A 23,061-nucleotide genomic window follows, 5' to 3' on the forward strand; every position below is an offset into this window, starting at 1 on the left:
CTTGAAGGGTTTTTGGGGAAAGATGGCTGAAATTCCACGAGATTTGAGGATAAGGGAAAAATTATCCCGGGGCCGGGTTTGGCCCCGGGTACCTAATCAGATCTCGGCGTCGCTTCCAGGCATGCGCCTTCGTTTGGCCTCTTCCGGGCCAAACGCCAGTCGGATCAGACCAGCATAGAACTTCAGGCAGAACGGCCTGAAGAAACGGACACCCATCTCCAGAAGAGGGAGGAGACCCTTGCGGCGTATCCGATACTGGCCACTCTCGTGGTCCATCTTCATGTAGACCGGCGCGATCTCCCCAAACGGGTATCTGTTGTCTGCCGCCCGTACCCAGGTATCACCAACACCTGACAGTCAGATCTCGTTTTTTATACCATCTCACATTCATGGTAGCCCCATCGATCCAGCGGCAGTTTCTGTATCAGAAACTGGTATTTCCCGCGCCGCGTGCGGGGAATTTTTCCGACAAAGCGGATAGTCACATCTACGTCGCCTTCAAACTTCTCTTCGAGTTCGCGGAGTATCTGCTCCGTGTCGCGTCCGGTATACCCCGGTCTTTTCACGATCCGCATCAGAACCTCCCCGACCTTCTCCTGGTAGAACTGGAACTGCGCAACGTTGTCAAAGACGCCCGAGTGCATGTTCACCGACGTCATCGGTATGAGCCGGTGGTCCTTGGTTACGATGAACTCCTGGAGCCTCCCCTCCACTTTCTCGAGCAGCGGATAGGCACGGCCACAGGAACACGAACCGTCTCCGAGGACTGCGGCATCCATCGTCCGGTACCGGATGAGAGGGCAGATGTAGTTGGTGAGGCCCGTTGTGACCACCTCACCCATCACCCCCGGGGTCGTTATGGGCCTGCCGTCTCTCCCGATCAGTTCAACGATGCTGTACTCGGGGAAGATGTGGTAGTGCGTGCTCTCCTCGCACTCCCCGGCAAGCACCGTCTGCTCGGAGTTCCCGTACCAGGAGAATACCCGGCACCCGAAGGCCTTGGTGAGCAGGTCCCGCTGCCAGGGGTAGAGGTTCTCGGACCCGCAGAGGATTGCCTTGACGGTTGGAAACCGCGGGACGTCATGCTCCACCATGTATCGAGCGAGGATCACGGCCGCTGAGGGGTAAGCCTGGATGAACCGGGGCCGGAACCGCCGGATCCGGTCGATGTAGGCCGGGAGGGTCTCTTCGGTCATGTGATGGGAGGACATCAGCAGCCACCGGCCAAAGAGCGCTTTCTTCCAGTAGGTGCCGTTTGAGGCCGTCTCCACCGCATGGCCCCGAAGGATGACGCAGCGGTCGCGAAACCGGTAGCCGACACGATCCCACTGGGTCTTCATGAAGGCCCACTCCCGGGCCCGAGAGGCTCCTTTCTCGTAGTAGAACCCGACCGGGATGCCGGTGGACCCCCCGGTGGTGACGTACTCGAATGCCGACTCCGGGTAATTCCTGGCCTTCAGGTCGGGGAGGTTGGCCTGGACAATCTCCTTTGTCAGGAAGGGAAGAAGTTCGAGGTCTGCCGGGCTCGCGATGTCCTCCGGGACAAGTCTCCGCTCCCGGAAGACTCGACGGTAGTAGGGGACGTTTTCATAGGCGTGATCAAGCAGATGCGAGAGCGCCTCCATCTGATATGCCTCGAGTTTCTCCCGGCTCCACGTACGGGACCGGCGGAGGAACTCATAGGTCTTTCTGTAGACTGAGTATGCAGGTAGGATGTGAAGCGCCCGCATTGTCACTGAATGTTCGGGCAGGAGATCCTTCAATCCCCAACGAGTCATCCGCACACCCATCGGGACTGCTCATATCAGTACTCAGCATTAAACGTTTTGCTTATGTGATAGCAATATCGCAAAATTGCTGGTGAGGTCCGTTGAGATTTAACACGCTTAAACGAACTCTCTTAGAAGAAATCCTTAGAATATGGTATATTCACCTGATCCTGTCCAGTAGTCTGATAGAAATGCTTTAAAAACTCGGGAAATAGGCTCTTTTCCGAAAAAATGACCCATATGTCGCTGCATGTATTTGTATTATTGCCTTCCAATGACTGAAACGAGATATCATCCAGGGCATGAAGGCGGAGCGCGACCATGCCCCTACCTCCCGTGTTTGGATATATAGATATTACGGCTGGTCCGCTGTGAGTTCTCCAGGCGGCCTGAAGAAAGGTATATAGGCCTGTGGGGTGATTGGAGGTCGCCGAATGACGAACGCGATAGCGAGACGTGGTGATTGAATGACCGTGAGTAAAATTGACGACAAGGATACCTGGGACACCTTCATCGACGAGAGCCCCTCCGGGCTCCTCTTTCATAAGTGGGATTACCTCCACCTGACGGCAAAACATACTGGGAGTACACTCCTTCCCTACGCGGTCTACAATGGGGATGAGATAATCTCCCTATTCCCGCTCTTCTATCGGCGGATACATGGCATTAATGCAATCTTCTCCCCGCCCCCTCTCACTGTGATACCCCATCTTGGGTGCGTAACGAGCAGAGAGTTTCAGGGATTCAAGCAGAGCAAGAAGGAGTTCCTGCTTGGGATGATGGCAAAAGAGATTCGGGAAGAAATCCAGGGACTTTCGCCGAATTACCTCTCGATAGCCTTTGTCCCGGAGTTTCGTGATATACGCCATTACCTCTGGGACCAGTGCAGCCCTATGGTCCGGTACACGTACACCATCAACCTCGAGCGCCCCCTTGAGGAGATCTGGAAGAATTTCCACTCCCTACTCCGAAAAAAACTAAAAAAAGAAGAAAAGGCCGGTCTAAGGCTGGAGAGAAGCAACGATACCGCAACACTCCACCGGCTCATCTCCGATCGCTACCGTGACCCATCGCTTGCGATTCCGCCGATAAAGCGAGAGTACCTCGACGACCTTGTTCGTGCCTATCCTGACAGGATCAGCGTCTATACACTTTACGATGCAGAGGATGAGATCACAGCCGTGGTGGCGGCCCAGGAGTACAAGCGGTTCCTGCTCTGGGTAGGTGCGCCGAAGATCGAGACTTCTCATGACGGAAACGCGTATCTCCAGTGGCTGCTTATTCAGCGTGCACAGGCCGAAGGCTACCGGACCTTCGAGAACATGGGTGCCAACAACCCGGATCTCATCTTCTTCAAGTCGAAGTTCAACCCCGATCTCCGGACGTACTTCGAGATCGTGAAGAAAGATACCCTTGGTGCATTCTCCGAATGGGCGTATCTCTCCTTTGCCAAGCGGTTGATGATGACGACCGGCAGGATCTAAGAGGACTGCGGACTCTCGATTGGACCGGGGTACAGGGTCATAGGCCCGTCCCGGTCGGCACACTCCATATACTCGCCGAACGCATCCGGCGAAAAGATCCTCCCACCGTCCGCAGACACCGGCTGAAACACCGGTTCGCCTCCTGTCTAAAGATCCCCGAGCGTTATTGGGAGTTTCTGGATGAGGTAGCGGAACTTCCCACCCTCGGTGCGCGGGATCTCGTCGACGAAGTGAACATGGACGTTCACATCATCCCCAAGTTGCCACCGGAGCTCCTGGGTCAACTGCAGGGTATCCTTCTCGGTGTAGGTCGGCTTTCTGACGATCTTCATGATCAGTTCGCCGATCTCTTCCTGGTACATCTGGAACTGTTTGATGTTCTCAAAGGCTCCTGACTCGTAGTTGATTGGGGTGACGGAGATCAGGTGCCCTCCCCGGGTCACGATGAACTCCTGAAGCCTTCCTTCCACTTTCTCAAGCAGCGGATACTCCCTTCCGCACGAGCAGCGCTTCTCCGTCGCAACCGCGACATCCATGGTGCGGTAACGGATGAGGGGGCAGACGTAGTTCGTGAGGTTCGTGGTGACCACTTCCCCCATCGCCCCCGAACCCCTGACTGGCCTGCCGTCTCTCCCGATCAGTTCAACGATGCTGTACTCGGGGAAGATGTGGTAGTGCGTGCTCTCCTCGCATTCCCCGGCAAGCACCGTCTGCTCGGAGTTCCCGTACCAGGAGAAGACCCGGCACCCGAAGACCTCGGTGAGCAGACTCCGCTGCCAGGGATAGAGGTTCTCGGATCCGCAGAGGATTGCTTTGACGGTCGGGAACGGTTTAATCTCGTGTTCTCGCATGTATCGGGCGAGGATCACGGCCGTCGATGGATAGGCGTGGATGAACCGGGGCCGGAACCTCCGGATCCGGTCGATGTAGGCCGGGAGGGTCTCTTCGGTCATGTGATGGGAGGACATGACCAGCCACCGGCCAAAGAGTGCTTTCTTCCAGTAGATCCCGTTTGAGGCCGTCTCCACCACATGGCCCCGGAGGATGACGCAGCGATCGGTGAACCGGTAGCCGATGCGGTCCCATTGGGTCTTCATGAAGGCCCACTCCCGGGCCCGGGAGGCGCCTTTCTCGTAGTAAAAACCCATGGGAGTCCCGGTGGACCCGGATGTACGCACGTACTCGAATGCCGACTCGGGGTAGTTTCTGGCCTTCAGGTCGGGGAGGTTGGCCTGGACAATCTCCTTTGTCAGGAAGGGAAGAAGTTCGAGGTCTGACAGGGTGGCGATATCCTCGGGGACAAGCCCCCGCTCCCGGAAGACCCGACGGTAGTAGGGGACGTTCTCGTAGGCGTGATCAAGCAGACGCGAGAGCGCCTCCATCTGGTAGGCCTCAAGTTCCTCCCGGCTCCACCACTGGGACTCCTGGAGGAACGTATACAGTTTGCGGTATGCATGGTAGGATGGCACCAGGCTGAGCGCTTTCATGGTGAGTGGGTTTGCACGCAGTGCCGCTGTTATGAAATCAGCCTTCATTGCGCACCTCCGGCGTTAAGCCACGATATTCGGGGATATGTGCTCAAACTTGGCCATCTCCTCTTCGCCAAAACGCACAGGAAGGTTCTGGACGAAGTAGCGGTGCTTCCCCCGGGCGGTAAGTGGGATATGCTCAACGTATCGTATGGTGATGGTGACGTCGCTTCCGCAGCTTCGGCTCACTTCCTGGTAGAGGTACTCTGCATCCTGGCTGTTGAATCCGGGCTTTCTCACGATGTTCAGGATGACCTCCCCGACCTTCTCCTGGTAGAACTGGAACTGTTTAACATTATCGAAGGCGTCGGTATCGATGTTCATGGTAACCCCTGAGAGGAGTTCACCTCTGCAGGTCACGATGAAGTCCTGAACCCTCCCGTCAACCCGTTCGAGCAGTTGATATGAGCGGCCGCAGGTACAGGGTCCTTCGGCCTCCGTTGCAAGGTCCATTGTCCGGTAACGGATGAGGGGGCAGATGTAGTTGGTGAGGCCCGTTGTGACCACCTCACCCATCACCCCCGGTCTCGTTACAGGCCGACCGTCTCTCCCGATCAGTTCAACGATCCCGTACTCGGGGAAGATGTGGTAGTGCGTGCTCTCCTCGCACTCTCCGGCAAGCACCGTCTGCTCGGAGTTCCCGTACCAGGAGAAGACCCGGCATCCGAATGCCTCGGAAAGCAGGCTTCGCTGCCAGGGATAGAGGTTCTCGGACCCGCAGAGGATTGCTTTGAGGGTCGGGAACGGCTTGATCTCGTGCTCCATCATGTATCGGGCGAGGATCACGGCCGTCGAGGGATAGGCCTGAATGAACCGGGGCCGGAACCTTCGGATCTCATCGATGTAGGCCGGGAGGGTCTCTTCGGTCATGTGATGGGAGGACATGACCAGCCACCGGCCAAAGAGCGTCTTCTTCCAGTAGATCTTGTCTTCCGGCGAGCCGACGATGTAGCCCCGGAGAATGACGCAGCGGTCGATGAACCGGTAGCCGACACGGTCCCAGAGGGTCTTCATGAAGGCCCACTCCCGGGCCCGGGAGGCTCCTTTTTCGTAGTAGAACCCGACCGGGATGCCGGTGGACCCCCCGGTGGTGACGTACTCAAAGGCCGACTCGGGGTAGTTTTTAGCCTTCAGGTCGGGGAGATTGTTCTGCAGGTCTTCCCGGGTCAGGAATGGGAGGAGTTTGAGGTCATTTAAGGTGGCGATATCCTCGGGGACAAGTTCCCGCTCCCGAAAGACCCGGCGGTAGTAGGGGACGTTCTCGTAAGCGTGGTCGAGCAGGCGTCCGAGCGCCTCTACCTGGTAGGCCTCGATCTCCTCCCGGTTCCATGTGCGGGACTGGCAAAGAAGCGCATAGGTCTTTTTATACTCATTATAGAATGGGAGGATGCTGAGAGCCCTTGTTGTGAATGAATCCCGGGTGCAGTTCATCGATCCAGAGTATACCATTGCTTATCTCCTCTTTTCGGGCACTCTGTCCATACGCACCGGTACGGCACCCCAATCCCCCCGGCCCGCCAGCGAGCTGTCATGCTTCCCCCGAATATCGATTGCCGGGCGATGCACCTCGCTTGAGTGGTCCGGGGTTCGGTCCTGAGTGCATCGGGGTTTGTATACTCCCAAATGAGGTATAAATAAATTATGATGGCACACCTCCCACTACTCCAGGTTCGGGGTCTTGTGAGTGCACCGGAAGCCCCGGCGGGAGTTCTTAGTGGAGTTCAAATTTGGCTCTGTTTTTCAAATTGCCAGATTCCCTGCCTTTTCGATCTCAGAATACCTTTGGGCAAACCCAATCTCGTGGTGGACGTATCTGGATAAACTATAAATATCCACAGCCCTATGGGCATATGTCTCGGTGAGATAAGGCGACGATCGCCGGGCTCTTGTCTCCGTCGGAGTCATGTGTGCCCGGGTTGGGGGGGAGATAATTATTCTAGAGAAGGCTATTCCAGATACCAGTAGCAGTGCGGACGTCTTTACGGGTGTCCCAAGTGAACATGATGTCCTAAATGAAGTCCGAGCACTGGCCGGAGAGTTGCGCAGACAGAACGGGGTCGCTCCACAGGATCTCGATTTTACAATTCCCATCGGTTGGGAAGAGCGGGTAGGTTACCTCGATGGTCAGCCGGTTCGACGGCTGATTATCTTTCTCCGATCCACTGGTTGTGAATGGGTCGAGAAGACCGGGGGCTGCACGATGTGCGGGTTTTACTGTGCGACGTCCCGGGGCAGAGCGGTCTCTGCGGAGGAGTATATCGCGCAGTTCGAGTACGTGATGGACGCCGTCGATCTCGGAGATTACCCGATCATCTCGATCTACAACGACGGGAATCTCTTCAACGAGCACGAGATGCCGGTCGCAGCCATCGAGAAGATCTGCTCATACATCAACAATTATCAAAACATCAAGAAGGTGGTCGTCGAATCAAGGATCGATTACTCGCCGGACGAACATGTGCTGAGGATGAAGAAGGCATTAGGAGGCCGGCAGCTCGAGGTGGCGTTCGGGTTTGAGTCCGCAAACCCCCTGGTGATGAACCTCTGCATCAACAAGGGGTTCTCTACGAACAACTTCGATCACTTCCACTCAAGGATGCAGAGTATGGGTGTGCTGACAAAACCGCTTCTGCTCGTTAAACCGCCGTTCCTCACCGAGGCGGAGGCGGTACGTGATATCGTCGAGACCGTCGCCTACTGTGTATCAAAGGGTATCGATTACGTGGATCTTGAGGTGACGACGGTCGAGAAGAACACCGTCGTGCACGAACTCTGGAAGAACAACCTTTACCGCCCGTCGTGGCTCTGGAGCCTCGTCGACATCCTGCAGCAGTGCCGGGAGCGGTTCGGGGACCGTGCTCATGTCTACGTCAGCCCCTGGACCTACTCGGTCGAGTCGCTCGACTGGGCCAGGAACTGCGGGAAATGCGATGACGAGGTCATCAGGGCAATCGACCGCTACAACTGCCGCTTTGATGTAACGGAGTTCGATGGGCTGGACTGCTCGTGCCGCGACAGTGAGTGGAAAGAAGCCGTCACAAAGGCGGATCCCCGCAAGATCCCGGAGAGGATCCGCGAGCAGCTGGCGTATGTCCGTAGTACCCGGATCTCATCACTGTAACTACTTTTTCCATATCGACTGTGAACTGAGAACCCCATCCTAGGCTTTTTTCACCGGTTTCGCACTTCGCACCTCGCGGTGCGTCTGAGGAGGCCGAAGGCCGGGTGGGGTGCGACGGACGGGACGTCCGAAGTTTGAGAAGATCGAAGGTCTTCGAGAGGGGCTACAGACAGCAACCTATGAGCCAAGGATAGTGGGGAACTGGGATGAGGGTTCCCCTCCTGATAGCGGCTTTTTGAAACGTCCATGTATCAAGATCTTAAACGACCTCTAGCCCTCATAAAGATCGGTTTAAACGTCACAACCCGACCCGCCCAAGATCGATCGTCCGGGGTGTTCCGGTATCGATCGAGTCCCACGCCGCAAACGTCGCAAGCGTCGTTGCGACGCTCGCCGGGAAGTCGGGCTCTTCGCCCTTCACGAACGCCAGGAGTTCCTCGAAAAACCCCTTCTCCTGGGTAAGCCACCGCCTCTCACGCGATGCCTTCCCGTCCCGCCGGAGTTCAAGGTCGCGAAAGTCGGTGATCCGCCCGACGGCGTTGCCGCAGAAGACCTCGATCATCTCTTTTGGGTAGGACCGATCCCCGAGGGTCGTGTAGGTGACTGTCCCGACCGACCCGTCGTCGAAGGCCAGGGTCGCCTGGAAATTGTCGTACTTTGGAAGATCCCCGGTCGGCTCGATAGCCCGGGCATAGACCTGGACCGGCCGCGCACCGGTGATGTACTGCATAAAGTCGATGAAGTGGCAGCACTCCGAGATCAGCATCCCGCCGCCCTGCTCGCCGTCATGCACCCAGTGCCCGGACGGGATCTGCCCGGCGTTGACGCGGTAGTGCAGGACGGTCGGCGTCGTCCGGTTCGAAAAGAACTCCTTCATCCTCCGGGCAAGAGGGGAGTAGCGCCGATTGAACCCGACCATCAGCCGCTGCCCGGACTCGTTCCATGCGGAAACGACCTCCTTAAGTTCCTCGATGCTGGTGGCAAGAGGCTTCTCCACGAAGACATCTTTTCCGGCACGGAGAGCCTCGGCCGCAAGGCTAGCATGCAGGTCGTTGCGGGTCGCGATCAGCACCGCATCGATCGCAGGATCGCTTAGAATCTCGCGGTAGTCGGTGGTGCAGTAGGAGAATCCGTACTTCTTCGCGACCGATTGCGCCGAGAGCCCCGTCGCGGTCGCGACCGCCGCAAGGTCCGCCGGGAGTGCCGAAAGATGCGGGTAGAGAGAGGAGAGGGCGTGAACTCCGGCGCCGATGCACCCTATTCTTCGAAGACCGGTGGAAGCCTTCCGCGGCTGCCTCCCGGACTCCGGGAGGCGAACGACGGTGCCGGAAGGGCCTGCACCGTTCGGGCTGTACTGGAGGAGGACCCCGATGAACCGTTCTCTACCTGTGCTGATGAGGTTGTAGGCCTCCGGTGCATCGTCAAGAGGGAAGGTGTGGGTGATCAGGGGAGCGAGATCGATCTTCTTCTGCTGTATCAGAGAGAGGAACGCCTCCATGTTCCTTCGCTCGGTCCAGCGGACGTATATCGGGTAATCGAGCCCCTTCTCCTCGTAGTTTCGATCGTAGCGTCCAGGGCCGTAGGACCGGGAGACGACGACCTCCGCCTCTTTCGCGTAGAAGACATCCCGGGGCAGGTTCATCCCCACATTCCCGACGACCACGACCCTGCCCTGTTCCCGAACGAGGTGCCCGGCGGCCTCGACGGGGGCGCTTGACCGTGTGGCCGCGGTGATGATGACCGCGTCCGCCCCGAACGGCGAGAGGCTCTTCACCCTCTCGACGAGGCCGTCGTAGTTCGAGACGAGATCGGCCCCGAGTTTTTGAGCGAGCGAAAGCTTTCCCGGATCAATATCGATCCCGATCACCCGGCACCCGGCGGCCTTGAGGATCTGGACGGATAGCAGCCCGATCAGCCCTAGCCCTATTACTGCGACGTTCTCGCCGACCGTGACCTTCGCGTTCCGGACTCCGTGCATCGCGATCGATCCGACGGTCGTAAACGCTGCTTCTCTGAGGCTGACGCCGTCCGGAACCTTGACACAGAGGTTTCGCGGTACCGCGACGTACTCCGCGTGCACCGCATACCCCGCTCCGCCGCAGGCGACACGGTCGCCGACCTCAAACTCATCGGACGCGGTCTGGACCACCGTGCCTGCACAACTGTAGCCGAGCGGCTCCGGCTTTGAGAGACGACCCATCGCCTGCCGGTACGCCGAGAGGGGGCCGTCGGTGCCGATTTTCTGGAGAATTCTCTTCACGTCGTCGGGGCGTGCCTTCGCCTTGCCGACGAGCGACTGCTGTGCGAGGTTGATCAGCGACGACTCCGTGCCGGCGCTGATGAGGGAGTAAGCGTTCTCGACGACCACCCCCCGTGTTACGGTGGGAACGGGAACGTTCTCCACCCGGATAGACCCTGACTGCAAGTCGAGCAGTACCTGTTTCATAAATCTCCACCCCAGATTTGTGCTTGAGTGAGACAATCGAGAATTTCTGATGTCATGAAGAGATCGGGGAAGTTCTTCGACGGTTCCACGGTCGAGGACCGGATCCCGAGCAGTCGACGGAGGACCTCAAACGACCGGGTCTCCGCGGTCTTTGCATAGCGCCTGCGGGCAAGCTCGCGGTAGACCGCGTAGCCGAACCGGAACGTTCGATGCCGCAACGGATAGTCCCCGAGCGCTGCCGTCTTCGCCGCCGCCCTGACCGATGGGACGAGATCGGCCCACCGGCCCGGCTCCCACCTGGGGGCGATTCCTACCACGTTCTCTGCAAGCCACGCAAGAGCGAGATCGGCGTTCTCCCGGTAGCGGTCGTCCATCCTGGCCGCATAGGCAAAGGACGCGTGGGCGAAGGCGTAGGCGCCCGAGAGGCAGTATGCGAATGGAAGGCCGCTCCTCGACCAGTCGAACCGCCCGTCGGGGTATTGAGCGGCGGCGAGCCACCGTGCCCCCCGATCGATGCTCTCGTCGATCCGCTCGTCGCAGAGCACCTCGTTTGCCTTGGCGAGGTAATAGATCGTCACCCCCTGGTAGTGCACGCAAGGGATGTCGAAGACGAACGGGTACGTCCCCTTATCGACCGCATAGGGGTAGACGCCGTCTGGGCGCTGGTGGCGGACGACGTTCTCCGCCGCCCGGAGAGCGGCCGCCCGGGCAACCGGATCGTCGTAGCGCTCCGCGTACCGGGCAAGAAACGCTCCGCACGAGGCATCGACGTTCAGGTGGTCGGCGGTGTAGCCCGAGGACTTCAGGAAGTAGCCGGGCCGTTTTTCGGCCTCGATGACGTAGTCGCGGGCCCATTGGAGATTCTCCTCGTGCGGATACCGGTCCGCCGCCTCAAGGAGCGCATCGCCGACAAAAGCCGTGATCAGGGCCGAGGGCTGGTTGTAGTTGACGTGGATCTCGTTGTAGGAGCCGTCGGGGTTCTGGCAAGCCGTAACGTACTCGAGGATAGGGCCCACGAGGGGATCGCCGCCGGACCGGAGCATCGCCTTTGTGACCTCGGCGTGGACGCGGTTGCGGACGATCGGAAAGACCGGGTCACGGATGTACGCAATCCCGCCGTCGACGACCGCAAGATCCCGGACCGCCCTGAGAGTCCGGGAGAGGAGCGATTTTATGGCTCCGTCCATGCCATCATCTCGATATGTTGCTTCAGTTTCTGAGCGATTGAGCGCCGGTCGTAGTGTTTCACGACATACTCGCGTCCACGCCGTCCCATCTCCTCTCTCCTCTCCGGGTCCTCAAGGAGCGATATGAGCGCCGCAGCGATCGCCTCCGGGGTATTCTCCGCAATGATCCCCGCACCCGACTTCTCGGCGAGATGGGCGATCTCGCCGCTTCCGCAGCCGACGAAGGGTATCCCGCAGGCCATATACTCGTATGCCTTGGTGGGTGCTGCGTACTCGAGGTTCTCGAGTTTCTTTAAGGGTGCCACACCGATCAGGGACTCGGAGAGGAGCCGGGGAATCTCTTCACGTGGGAGGATGCCCGTGAAGATGACCGAGTCACTTATACTCTCAGCCTTCACGAGGTCTTTGAGGCGCTCCTCGATATCGCCGTCGCCGACGATGAGAAACTTCAGGTTGTATGTGCCGTTCATCGACTTGACGGCAAGGGCAACCTTATCAAGATCCTGGGCATGCCCGACGTTGCCGGCATAGATGATCTGCTGCTTCTTTCCGTTGCCCCTTGGAGAGAAGAAGTCCGTGTTGACACCGTTTGGCATCAACTCCATCGGGGCCGTGACCCGGTAGCGCGACGAGATCCTCCGCCCGAGTTCTTCTGTCGTGACCCCGACGAGATCGGCGCGCAGAAGGCACATCTGCTCGAACCTGCGGCTCAACCTCTCAAAAAGACTCCCCTCCCTAAGGAAGCCGAGGCTTATCGATGCATCGATCCAGAGGTCGCGGATATCGAGGATCCATTTCACCCGGCTTGTCCGCTTCAGGATGTAGCCCGGGATCCCGGTAAAGAGGGGCGGTGCCGAGGTCATGATCGCATCGAACCGGTTCCGGGCGAGCAGGAGCCAGAGTGCGGCATGGATGGGGAAGATCAGGTAATACCCCATCCTGCTTGCGAACCCCGGGTCCCTGGTGACCGGTTGCCACGTCCAGAGCCGCACGACCCGGACACCGTCGATCTCCTGCACGTCCGACCGCTTCCAGGTGCGGCGAAACGATCCTGTGGGGAACGTGGGGTGAGGCGCAATCACGGTCACGTCGAGGCCGAGCCGTGCAAGGTGCACGGCGGTGTCGTATATCCGTGATGCGTTTCCCGACTTTTCTGGCGGATAATGTTGTGATACGATACAGACCCGTTTCATGGAACTCCTCATGCAGTTCGAGTGCAGCCGTCGACGATGATCGATCCTCCCCGTGTTACGCCGTCATTGGGGACTAGATAAAGCCCTCCCGCCCGTTCTGGGTGAGCAGGGTGAGTGACGGCGGCGATGTGGGCGCGATTGATTGTGCAGTATCTGTAGGATAGACGCTTGCCGGTGGAACGATCTCACCTGTGGGCACCGGTTGCACCGATGAACCGTCTCCGAGAACCCGGACGGCAAAACCCTGGTTGGCCCACCTCTCGTGGTCGAGAATGTTTCTGGTATCGATGACGAGCCTGGTTCTCACCTGGAGTCCCGCGGGCTCGAGCGTGCGAAACGCGTCATGGTCGGCGAGTACGACGATGCAGTCGCTTCCTGCGGCCGCGTCCGCCGCATCCATGAGGGGGTACGGGAACTCGCTCACGTAAGGGTCGTGGCACCGGATGGCATACCCTTCATTCTCAGCAAGCTGGATAAACTTGAATGCCGGGCTCTCCCGGGTATCCCCGACGTTGCCTTTGTAGGCAACGCCAAAGATGCTGATTACCGGGTCTCTCACGCTGGCAAGCAGACCACGGACGATGTGCAGGAGATAATTCGGCATGGAGTCGTTGACTTCCCGCGCCGTAGAGACCATCCTGCACCGTGTCGAGTTCTCGGTCAGGAACCAGGGATCGATGGCGATGCAGTGTCCTCCCACACCAGGACCGGGGTTGAGGATAGAGACACGGGGATGCTTGTTTGCGAGGGTGATCGCCTCCCAGACGTTGATCCCGCACTCCTCGGCGAGCTGGGCGAACTCGTTTGCAAGCGCGATGTTTACGTCACGGCAGGTGTTCTCCATCAACTTGACGAACTCCGCCGTCCGTATATCGGTCTGGTAGATCTGGCCGCGGACGAAGGTCTGGTAGATCGATGTCGCCCTGTCGATAGAGTCCCGGTCGTATCCGCCAATGATACGGGAGTTTTCTGACATCTCCTGTATTGTGTGTCCGGGGATTGCTCGTTCGGGGCAATGGGCATACAGGAATTCCCCGATCCTGACGCCGCTCTTCTCGAGTCTTGGGATGACGACCCGTTCGCTCGTTCCGGGCGGGACGGTCGATTCAAGAATGACAAGATTTCCTTTGCGAAGGTGGGGAACGATCGCGTCGGCGGCCGATTTGACGTATGTGAGGTTCGAGACCTTGGTTGCCGGATCCAGGGGCGTCGGGACGGCCATCAGAAATACATCTGCGGGTTCAGGCTCAATGCTTGCGGTAAATCGGTCTTTCGCCTCGCGATACAGATCCTCGATCCCGGGCTCCTTGAACGGGAGGTTCCCATGGTTTAAGCAGTCTACCACATCCTGCTTCACATCGACACCCACGACATCTGCTCCATGGGCGGCAAAGAGCAGCGCGGTCGGCAGTCCAATATATCCTAATCCCAGTACACAGATCTTCATGCGCATTCTCCTCGTAGGGTTATCGGGACCGTGCGGCGGCGCAGACCATCACGATCATCTTTCCGGCGATTCCATCGCCGTAAGGGTTCATCCAGCCGGATTCCCTGGTTGCTGCGGCGCGAACCCCGGCAAGGATACTCGTCGAGTCGGCACCGACCAGAATGTTCGAGCCGACATCCAGCGTCTCCGGGCGCTCCGTGTCATACCGCATCGTGGCGCACGGAACGCCGAGAATACATGTCTCCTCCTGAACACCGCCGGAGTCGGTCAGCACGAGTCTTGCCTGGGACTCCAGCTGCAGGAACTCTAAAAATCCGAATGGTTTGGTGAGATTCAGTCCGTTGACCCCGATGCCCAGTTCCTTGATCCTCTTTTCAGTCCTCGGATGAACCGGGAAGACGACCGGCATGGAGAACTCCTTCTGGACGCTCTCAAGACCCTTGAGGATTTCTTTGAGCCGTCCCCGGTTGTCCACGTTCTCCTGACGGTGAGCGGTGACGAGGAAGTATTCCCGGGGCTTGAGGTCGAGATCTTTTAAGACGTTGACTTTCCTCTTCGAGATCTCGAGATTCTGGTACACCGCATCGACGATGGTGTTGCCGGTCGTGCAGATCTTAGAGCCTTCAATCCCCTCGGATATGAGGTTCTTTCTGGCATTCTCCGTCGGGGCAAAGAGGTAGTCTGAGATATGGTCGATGAGCACCCTGTTGATCTCCTCCGGCATCTGTCGATTGAAACTCCGAAGGCCAGCCTCGATATGGCCCACCCGCACATGGAGTTTCGATGCTGCGAGAGCCCCGGCCATAGCAGTGTTTGTATCCCCTTGCACCAGAACGATCTCGGGAGACTCCTTCATCAGGACGTCCTCGACGCCGGTCATGATCTTCGCTGTCTGGCTGGCATGGGTCCCGGGACCCACGTCGAGGTTGTAGTCCGGATCTGGCAGTTCAAGTTCCTCAAAGAAGACCCGGTCCATCTCGGGGGAATAATGCTGCCCGGTATGGAGGATGAAATAGTCCAGACCTCTGCGTTCACATTCCCGGATGACGGGAGACATCTTGATGATCTCCGGCCGCGTACCAAGTATGATTCCAATCATTCTACGCTCCATCTCGTTGTTGTGCCCCTCATCCCTCTCACTCCTGCATTCTTGCAATAAGAGCGAGGGCTAGACCCAGTATGAGTGCAATTGTCCCCGGGATCAGGAAGAGCGACGCGAGCATACCCAGCTCGACCGGGACAAGACCCGTCGCACTGAAGTCCCAAAAGAACTGGAGCAGGACGAAGACGCCTGCGAAGATCGCGACGAGCCCGGGAAGACCAATACACAGGAGAGGTTTTCTCTCGATTGTGAGCCAGAATATCGACCCAAGTACCTCTATTCCATGGGATAGGGGGTTTTTCGTGGATGTGTGAAGGTCGTCACCATACTTACAGTTGATCGGTGTCTCTCCAACCCGCAGGTGCTTTTCCTGCGCGATCCGGAGCATCTCTGATTCGGTTGAGAAATCATCTTTTCGTAACGTATCAAGCATCGACTCCATTGTCTTCCGGTTCAGCGCCCGAAATCCGCACTGCGAGTCGGTGATCGAACTCCCGTTGCTGGTGGCCAGATCGAGCACAGCCCGCCCAAGCCTCCGATACAGGGGCATCTGGCCGAAGGTTCGAAACCCTATGACGATGTCAGCAGTATCGGCGAGGATCGGTTCGGTCAGGAGAGGTATCTCCCTCGGGTTATGCTGACCGTCTCCATCCATGAAGACCAGACAGTCGTAACCGTGTTCGATTGCGTATCTGAGAGCGTTCTTGATGCCCCGTCCTTTCCCCATCCGGCGGCCATGCGAGATGACGGTCGCACCGGCTTCCCGGGCGACCTTTGCGGTGCTGTCCGTACACCCATCATCGATCACCAGAACTTCGTCTGCATACAATCGGGCCGTCAGAACAACCGAGCCGATTGCAATCTCCTCATTAAAACAGGGGATAGCGACAAGCGTTCTTATCCGGCCCGATCTTTTGGAGGGGAGGACTGCAGTCTCTGTGGTCTCGCTCACTATCCGCCAATGCTCCCTGGCTGTCGGCGTTCTCAATGGGGTAATCTGCTCCTGGACCTCGCAGTGGAGGGCAGGGATCTCGATCTGGCTCTCTTGCCCGACAAACCGGGGTGTATGTTCTTCCAACAATCTCTTATTCTGCGTATCTGTGTACTGCGGCGATGGTACCGTTGTTGCTTCGGTGAACCACCCCTCCAGGTGAGCGGGTGGACCCACCTGAACTGGATCCTTGTTGTACATCCACTTTCCCCCCTTGACGTACTGAAACGGGACTGTTCTGGCATATATTAATAAGTTATTATTAATGATAATGATTTAACAAATACAATCTGTTAATGTTAATATGTTGATTTTGGTGACCTTAAAATAGTATCTGGCTAATTAAGCATTTCGGTTGAAGGGTAGAAGCGTACTAATTCCCCAAATAGATGGCAGGATTGTCTGAATATCCGGATTTGTCCAGGACTTGATCCCCTCGGGGATCGTTGTCCGAAATGATTATATGTTGTGTTCTTGACAGATGAGCAATATGGCTGATTTTTCTTGCCGCACCATCTTTGGCAGATCTATTGCTCGTGGTCGGATCCTTTTAAATCGGCGATAATATGAGAGACCTGTTTTTCCGATCATATCTTTACCCGATTGCCGCATAAGGTATATTTATATCTATGTTCCGTCTATCCCCTGGCTTTGCCTGATGGGGGACAGGAACCGCTTATATCTCTCCTGGCGTAAGGCGTGCAGAGATCTCTGCCATGATGGCGTGGCGGCGGTGGCGATCTGCAATGTATCGGCGGCTTTTTTCATCGATCTGGACCGGCGTGAAGGTAATTCCATAATCAATGTCCCAGAGGACAAGCCCCTCTGGAGGAGCGGCGGGGACCCTCTGGCCCGCTGGCTTCGCAAGGAGACGGGCGATATCTCCGGATCCTGCCTCTCCTCTCCCCACACGCTCGAGTGCTGTCGCCATGCACCGTACCATATTCCAGAGGAAACTCTCTCCTGTCACCTCAAAGACGGCGAACGGTCCGTCCTCAAAGACTCGTGCCGCAAGAATCCTCCGCACCGGGCTTCGGTCGCTAGGGCGGGAAAACGCCGAGAAGTTGTGCTCCCCGATGAACTCCTGTGCAGCATCATGCATGGAGGGAACATCCTCCGGAGCGGGGAAGAAGTAGTAGCGGTAGGTCCTTGATAGCGCTCCATACCGGGGATTGAACTCGTCCGGCACGCTCGCCCACCCGGTACACCAGATGTCGGCCGGGAGGAGATGGTTCAGTGCAGAGACTGCCCGGTCGGGTGCCTCGGTTCGAAACGAGCAGACCTGGTTTCGGGCGTGCACCCCGCGGTCGGTGCGGCCGGCGGTGACAAAATGCGCCTCCCGCCAGTCGTCGAAGACCTGGAGGCGTCTGCAGGCCTCAATGAATTCGCCTTCCACGGTCCGAAGCCCCGGCTGCATCTGTGAGCCGTAGAAACGGTCTCCAAAGTACGAGAAACGGATTGCTAGGTTCATAGACCCCGTCCAGGCGGGAAGATTGGCCGGTGCATCGTTCGCCGTATCCTGCGCAGAGCACCTTTGATTGACTGGCGCGTGTAGGTGTGCAGCGGCGTCATCCTGCCCCCCGCCATCGTTCGTCCCTCCCGGATCGCGGAGAGGATCGAGTCTACATCCGGCTCGGCCGTGACGTAGGTGACTCCGAACCCGACATACCGGGCGTTATGAGCGTCGCTCCCGGCAACACCGGGTTTTCCGAACTTTCGCGCAATGACTGCGGCCTTCCGGTTCGCCGACCCGGTGATGTAGCGGCTGTTGAAGACCTCCACAGCGTCCACCGCTTCGATACCCGCGGCAAGCCGTCTCCCGACGCCGTGGCGCCAGCGGTGGTAGGGGTGCGGGAGGATCAGCAGGGCACCCAGATCCCTGGCTAACGCGACGGTCTCAAAGAAGTCCCGACCGGCCGGAATGGGCTCGGTGACCCCGAGAGCGAGCAGGTGACCCTGCTTTGTCGATATCTCAATCCCGGGGATCACGGTCACGGAGGAGTCGCACTCCAGGGCGTAGCGGGCCCCTTCGACCGTGTCGTGGTCGGTGATTGCCACGGCGTCGAGGCCGACGGACTCCGCCCGCCGGAGAATTTCCTCCACGCTGCTCTCCCCGTCTTTGGAGAATCTGGTGTGGACGTGCAGATCGCACCGTAACATGAGATCAGATTATTTGTCATCCTCTGCCTAATAAGTGAAGTGTATGCGCATTCTTCTCCCGACGGGATCGGCAACGGTGGAGATCGTCAAAGCCGTTGCTGAGCGGTTCCGCGACCGCTACACGATAGATGTGGTCGTCACCGGCGAGATCGCCTCGTTTCTTACCCCCGGGGTTCTCCGAAGGCTTCTAGCCGGCGGCAACTACGATATGGCGATCGTCTCTGGGATGTGCACGGCATCTTTCGCGGATGTCGAGCGCGAAACCGGTGTCCCGGTCTACCGTGGCCCGCGGCATGCGGCTGACCTCCCGATTGTCCTCTCGGTGCTCGACCATGTTACCCTCTCAAAGACCGTCCCCGCCGATGAGTTCCTTGCAGAGACCCGGCGTGAGGAGGCCTGCCGGCAGGTGGCGCTCCGGGAGGTGGAGGCAGACGCCGATTTCGTCATACGGGGTGTAAAGATCGGCGGGAACTCGAGGATGAAGGTGCTTGCGGAGATCATGGATGCGCACAGGCGCGACGATCTGGTCTTTGAGGTCGAACGGTTCTTTGCCGACGGGGCCGATATCGTGGACCTGGGATTCGGGTTCGATGCGACCCCTGATGATGTCAAAAGGGTTTTTTCGGTTCTCGAGGGGATTGATGGCCCTCTCGCGGTCGATACACAGGATCCCCGTCTCATCGCTGCGGCGCTCTTTCGCGCCGATCTGGTCCTCTCCCTGCATGAGGAAAACATCCCGGCCGTCGGGAAGGCGGTCGCCGATGCCGGGGCGGCCGCGGTCGTTGTGCCCCGCGAGCGGACGCTTGAAGAGAATATCGCCGCCGCAAGAGAGGCCGGGATCTCCCGCCTCATCGCCGACCCTCTCCTCCAGCCGGTGGGATCGGGGCTCGTCGATTCGCTTGCCAATTTCAAGGCGGCTCCACACCCCCTCTTTTTTGGGGCGGGAAACGTCGTGGAACTGATGGACGCCGATTCGCCCGGGGCGAACGCCCTGCTTGCGGGGATGGCCCACGAGGTCGGTGCCGCCGTCGTCTTCACGAGCGAGCACAGTGATAAGACCAGAGGATCGGTGGCGGAGATGCGGCGTGCGACCGAGATGGTGGCCCTCATGACCGGTCGGCCGTATCCGAAAGATCTGGGGCTCGACCTCCTGATCCTCAAAGAGAAGCGGCGGCGACGCGAACCCCCGCTCGCGTATGAGAGTATCGTTGATGCGCACCCCGCCCCCGACGAGATCGTCTACGATCCTCTCGGGTGCATCCGTATCGGGATCGAGGACGACTGGATCGTCGCGGTTCACCGGGGCCGGGCCGTGCGGGGAAGATCCTGGGAAGACGTCTTTTATACGCTTCTCTCAAACGGGAGTCTCTCCCGGCTCGACCACGCCGCATACCTCGGCAAAGAACTCTTCAAGGCGGAACTCGCCATCCGGCATAAGAGAAGTTTTGAGCAGGACGGGCCATTCTGAGCGGTCTGTTTTGGTAGATCGTCATGCTCACGGGGGGCGGCTCCCGTCTGGAACTTCACTCCTCACAAATTATAATAATATTTATATATTCATAATATTATTTCTCATGCCCGTGGCAGCGGCGAGTAGTGCCTGACCCTCCTGGTGAGTATCCCGATACCATGGACTGCTGGAAACTGGAAGGCTGTTTGGAATTTTGACTCCTCTCCCTGCCTGGACGCAAATTGTGGTGAGACTGCATGAGGATGAATCCAATCATCGGGTTTGCCGTGATCCTGGCCGTCGGTCTGGTCGCCTTGCCGGCCCTCGCGGCGACCGCCGAAGTTGAGATACGTGGTGGGGCGTACCATCCCGCCGCGCTCACGGTCGAGAGCAACACGACGGTAACCTGGACAAATTATGACGGGGTGAGCCATTCCGTCACCAGCGCGGGAGGGCTCTTTGACTCCGGGCCGATAGAGCAGAACGAGACGTTCGACTACACCTTCATCGATCCGGGGACGTACCCGTACGGGTGCACGATCAATGCTTCAACGCAACGGACACCCATGCAGGGCGTCGTCATCGTCGTCCCGGAGGGTATGGCCGTCGAACCCGGGGAGAATGTGACCGGGAACATGACGCTCGCCGATCTGGTCGGAGAGAATGAGAATCTGACCACCTTCGCGGGGCTTGTCGAGACGGCCGGGCTTACGGAGACGGTGCTCTCCACCGGTGGGCCGTATACGGTCTTTGCTCCCAGCGATGCTGCCTTTGAGGGCCTTGACGAAGGCCTCTTTAATCTGGTTTCAAATGATACCGAGATGCTTGACGCTCTCCTGATGCACCATGTGGTGAGAGGGAATTATACCGTGGAAGACCTGAATGCTGCCGGAAACGAGACGGCTCTTGAGACGCTCTCCGGGGAGAACCTCACGGTTGAGGCGGCCGACGGCAGCCTCGCGGTGGAGAACGCCACCATCGCGGTATCCGATCTGGTAGCCGAGAACGGCGTCATCCATATCATCGATGTGGTCCTTCTCCCGCCGGGTCTTGCCCCGCCGGCCGGTGAGGTGAACGTCACGATCATTGAGCCCATGGAGGGCGCCGGCGTCCCCGCCGGGAACGTCACGGTGAGCGTGAATGTGACAAACTTCACGCTGGTCGAACCGACCGGGCAGCCGAACGCGCCGGGCGAGGGACATCTGCACTACTACCTGGACGCCCCGATACCGACGAATGAGAGCGTTCCGGCCATCCCGCCGACCGGCGGTTACGTCGTCTCCACAAACCTCACCCACACCTGGGGGAACGTGACGGCGGGCGAGCACAACCTCTCGGTCCAGGTGGTCAACAACGACCACACACCGCTCATTCCGCTCGTCTTTGATACGGTGAATATCACCGTCGAGGGGAACGAGACGTCCGGAGAGGCACTGGAAGCACGGGTCATCCCCTGAAGACCCCATTTTTTTCCGTTGCGGGATCTCGGAGGTCCGGCATACATGCCGGACGCGAGGGCTTATGTCCCCTCCTCTCCTACTATTCAGGAGAATGGCCATACGCGGGATCAGCAGGGATCTACTTACGATGCTCTTTGAACTCGGGCGGGAGCATCATCCAAACGAGTTTGTTGCCGTATTGCGCGAGAGAGACGGCATCATCCAGGACCTCGACCTGGTGCCGGGCACCGTCGTCGGGGAAGAGAGCGCCTCATTCTTCGTCGATATGCTCCCGCTGGATATCCACCAGGCCGGCAGCGCCCATAGCCACCCGAACGGCGTCCTCTCGCCGTCTTCAGCGGATCTGCGGTTCTTCCCCGGCGTGGGCCGCTACCACATCATCATCGGTTATCCCTACGGGGAGCGGGACTGGCGATGCTACCGGGCGGACGGCAGCCCGGTGCACCTTGAGGTGGTCGAATGACCCGCGTGGTCGCGACGGGAACGTTCGATATCCTCCACCCCGGGCACCTCTACTACCTGGAAGAGTCCCGGAACCTCGGTGACGAACTCTATGTGATCGTGGCCCGGGACGTGAACGTGAAGCACAAACCAAGGCCCATCCTCCCGGAGGAGCAGAGGCTCCGGATGGTCCGGGCTCTGCGTCCGGTCGACCACGCGCTTCTCGGCGACCTGGATGATATGTTCAGGCCGATCGAGGAGATCCGGCCCGATATCATCACGCTCGGGTTCAACCAGCACTTCAACGAGGAGGACCTCCGCCAAAAACTCCGCGATCGCGGGCTTGATATTGACGTCGTCAGGATCCCCGGATATCCCGGCCCGCTTGCCAGTTCATCGAAGATCGTCGAGCATATCTTGAAGACCCGGGGTCCCCACCGTCTCGTTGGCCGTGCCGGAGAGGGGGAGTGATCCCGGGGACGCATCCGCGGGTGACGGCGGTTCATGCAGCAGACGGATGAATGGGGCGGCGACGGAACCAGCAGCTGGCTGAAGGTCTCGTTCCCGTTCCTGCTCTGCGGGTTTTATCTTGCTGCTGTATGGTTCGTCCTGCCCCCGGAACAGTGGCTCCTCCTCTTCGGGGCGATGGTCGCCTACATCGTCCCGCCGCTTGGCCGGGAGACGATCATCCCGGCCTGCATCCTTCTCGGGATTCCCTGGTGGCTGACTGCGTTCACCCTGGCGTTCCTCGATTTCGCCGGCGGGCTATTTATGGCCTGGAACTTCCCGCTGCTCCTGCGGATCCCCCGTCTAGGTCCCTGGGTCCGGCGGTTCATGGAGGCCGGCAGGACCTTCCTCGACCGGCGGCCGTGGCTTGAGCGGCTCTACTTCGTCGGCCTCATTGCTTTTGTGGCCCTCCCCTTTGACGGGTCGGGGAGCATCGTCGGTTCCATCATCGGAAGAATGCTCGGGATGACAAAGGCCGAGGTCCTCTCCTGCATCACCATCGGCGGCATCATCGGCAGTTTCTCGATCGCTCTCGGCATCGACTACGTCACCCACCTCATCCCGGCTGAGGCCGGGCTCTGGATCTCGGTCATAATTCTCCTCGTGATCGGCACCGCTCTCGCTGTGGCGTACCGGGCCCATTCCTGGAGAAAGGAGTCGAATGCCTGATCTCTTTCCCAATCCCCTATTCTGAGGCCCGGGACGGGACGGTTGATGCACGCGGGTCCGGCACCGCTGCAGTCCAAATGGAAAAGGTAATATCGGAACCCGGGG

At 58.7% G+C, this 23,061-nt stretch carries 19 protein-coding genes; 7 read left to right on the top strand and 12 right to left on the bottom strand.

The features are described from left to right. Positions 1 to 96 precede the first annotated feature (96 nt). Together MCUTH_RS03640 and MCUTH_RS03645 are read right to left on the bottom strand one after the other, a co-directional pair. On the bottom strand, positions 97 to 276 hold the full coding sequence (locus MCUTH_RS03640; RefSeq protein WP_201784937.1) for a hypothetical protein: 180 nt from the start codon (positions 274 to 276) through the stop codon (positions 97 to 99). 95 nt (positions 277 to 371) lie between these two features. Further along, entirely contained in the window at positions 372 to 1,790 is a 1,419-nt protein-coding gene (locus MCUTH_RS03645) for a phenylacetate--CoA ligase family protein (protein WP_224732710.1), read from the bottom strand. Positions 1,791 to 2,236: 446 nt separating this feature from the next. On the opposite strand from MCUTH_RS03645, the gene MCUTH_RS03655 reads away from it, so the two are divergent. After that, entirely contained in the window at positions 2,237 to 3,253 is a 1,017-nt protein-coding gene (locus tag MCUTH_RS03655; RefSeq protein ID WP_066955710.1) for a GNAT family N-acetyltransferase, read from the top strand. Positions 3,254 to 3,399: 146 nt separating this feature from the next. Here MCUTH_RS03655 and MCUTH_RS03660 read toward each other — a convergent pair whose 3' ends face one another. Beyond that, positions 3,400 to 4,788 (bottom strand): phenylacetate--CoA ligase family protein, encoded by a 1,389-nt coding sequence (locus tag MCUTH_RS03660; protein ID WP_066955713.1) that lies wholly within the window; start codon positions 4,786 to 4,788, stop codon positions 3,400 to 3,402. A gap of 15 nt (positions 4,789 to 4,803) precedes the next feature. Continuing rightward, entirely contained in the window at positions 4,804 to 6,231 is a 1,428-nt protein-coding gene (locus tag MCUTH_RS03665; RefSeq protein WP_066955716.1) for a phenylacetate--CoA ligase family protein, read from the bottom strand. A 589-nt stretch (positions 6,232 to 6,820) separates the two neighbouring features. Between MCUTH_RS03665 and MCUTH_RS03670 the strand changes: the two genes are divergently transcribed. Beyond that, positions 6,821 to 7,903 carry an archaeosine biosynthesis radical SAM protein RaSEA gene (locus tag MCUTH_RS03670; RefSeq protein ID WP_161937567.1) on the top strand — a complete coding sequence of 361 codons (1,083 nt, stop codon included), beginning with the start codon at positions 6,821 to 6,823 and terminating at the stop codon, positions 7,901 to 7,903. A gap of 298 nt (positions 7,904 to 8,201) precedes the next feature. Here the strand turns inward: MCUTH_RS03670 and MCUTH_RS03675 are convergent, their stop codons facing one another. The 8 genes from MCUTH_RS03675 to MCUTH_RS03710 all read right to left on the bottom strand — a co-directional run bounded on the left by MCUTH_RS03675 (position 8,202) and on the right by MCUTH_RS03710 (position 18,429). Further along, on the bottom strand, positions 8,202 to 10,349 hold the full coding sequence (locus MCUTH_RS03675; protein WP_066955719.1) for a bi-domain-containing oxidoreductase: 2,148 nt from the start codon (positions 10,347 to 10,349) through the stop codon (positions 8,202 to 8,204). Beyond that, the gene (locus MCUTH_RS03680; RefSeq protein ID WP_066955723.1) at positions 10,346 to 11,536 is read right to left on the bottom strand and encodes a prenyltransferase/squalene oxidase repeat-containing protein; all 1,191 of its coding nucleotides are present in this window, start codon (positions 11,534 to 11,536) and stop codon (positions 10,346 to 10,348) included. The genes MCUTH_RS03675 and MCUTH_RS03680 overlap by 4 nt, the downstream gene beginning before the upstream one ends. Next, the gene (locus MCUTH_RS03685) at positions 11,521 to 12,729 is read right to left on the bottom strand and encodes a glycosyltransferase family 4 protein (RefSeq protein ID WP_066955725.1); all 1,209 of its coding nucleotides are present in this window, start codon (positions 12,727 to 12,729) and stop codon (positions 11,521 to 11,523) included. Before MCUTH_RS03685 ends, MCUTH_RS03680 begins: the two co-directional genes overlap by 16 nt. A 73-nt stretch (positions 12,730 to 12,802) precedes the next feature. Further along, the gene (locus MCUTH_RS03690) at positions 12,803 to 14,176 is read right to left on the bottom strand and encodes a nucleotide sugar dehydrogenase (RefSeq protein WP_066955728.1); all 1,374 of its coding nucleotides are present in this window, start codon (positions 14,174 to 14,176) and stop codon (positions 12,803 to 12,805) included. Between the two features lie 19 nt (positions 14,177 to 14,195). Further along, entirely contained in the window at positions 14,196 to 15,275 is a 1,080-nt protein-coding gene (gene wecB / locus MCUTH_RS03695; RefSeq protein WP_066955732.1) for a non-hydrolyzing UDP-N-acetylglucosamine 2-epimerase, read from the bottom strand. Positions 15,276 to 15,312: 37 nt separating this feature from the next. Then, entirely contained in the window at positions 15,313 to 16,356 is a 1,044-nt protein-coding gene (locus MCUTH_RS03700; protein WP_224732711.1) for a glycosyltransferase family 2 protein, read from the bottom strand. A 589-nt stretch (positions 16,357 to 16,945) separates the two neighbouring features. Further along, positions 16,946 to 17,740, bottom strand: coding sequence for a tRNA pseudouridine(38-40) synthase TruA (gene truA, locus MCUTH_RS03705; protein WP_066955735.1), 795 nt, complete (start codon positions 17,738 to 17,740; stop codon positions 16,946 to 16,948). Continuing rightward, positions 17,737 to 18,429 carry a CehA/McbA family metallohydrolase gene (locus MCUTH_RS03710; protein ID WP_066955738.1) on the bottom strand — a complete coding sequence of 231 codons (693 nt, stop codon included), beginning with the start codon at positions 18,427 to 18,429 and terminating at the stop codon, positions 17,737 to 17,739. Before MCUTH_RS03710 ends, truA begins: the two co-directional genes overlap by 4 nt. Before the next feature lie 43 nt (positions 18,430 to 18,472). Here MCUTH_RS03710 and MCUTH_RS03715 point away from each other — a divergent pair, with 43 nt between their 5' ends. The 5 genes from MCUTH_RS03715 (at position 18,473) to MCUTH_RS03735 (ending at position 22,956) form a co-directional block, all read left to right on the top strand. Beyond that, complete coding sequence (locus MCUTH_RS03715; RefSeq protein WP_066955741.1) at positions 18,473 to 19,897, top strand: dihydropteroate synthase-like protein; 1,425 nt, start codon at positions 18,473 to 18,475, stop codon at positions 19,895 to 19,897. 239 nt (positions 19,898 to 20,136) lie between these two features. Further along, the gene (locus MCUTH_RS03720; RefSeq protein WP_083524752.1) at positions 20,137 to 21,336 is read left to right on the top strand and encodes a fasciclin domain-containing protein; all 1,200 of its coding nucleotides are present in this window, start codon (positions 20,137 to 20,139) and stop codon (positions 21,334 to 21,336) included. A 94-nt stretch (positions 21,337 to 21,430) separates the two neighbouring features. Further along, the gene (locus tag MCUTH_RS03725) at positions 21,431 to 21,802 is read left to right on the top strand and encodes a Mov34/MPN/PAD-1 family protein (RefSeq protein WP_066955743.1); all 372 of its coding nucleotides are present in this window, start codon (positions 21,431 to 21,433) and stop codon (positions 21,800 to 21,802) included. Next, entirely contained in the window at positions 21,799 to 22,251 is a 453-nt protein-coding gene (locus tag MCUTH_RS03730; RefSeq protein WP_066955746.1) for an adenylyltransferase/cytidyltransferase family protein, read from the top strand. The genes MCUTH_RS03725 and MCUTH_RS03730 overlap by 4 nt, the downstream gene beginning before the upstream one ends. A 33-nt stretch (positions 22,252 to 22,284) precedes the next feature. Beyond that, the gene (locus MCUTH_RS03735) at positions 22,285 to 22,956 is read left to right on the top strand and encodes a small multi-drug export protein (protein WP_066955748.1); all 672 of its coding nucleotides are present in this window, start codon (positions 22,285 to 22,287) and stop codon (positions 22,954 to 22,956) included. The last annotated feature ends 105 nt before the right edge of the window (positions 22,957 to 23,061 follow it).

Source organism: Methanoculleus thermophilus, assembly GCF_001571405.1.
Taxonomy (GTDB): Archaea; Halobacteriota; Methanomicrobia; order Methanomicrobiales; family Methanoculleaceae; genus Methanoculleus; species Methanoculleus thermophilus.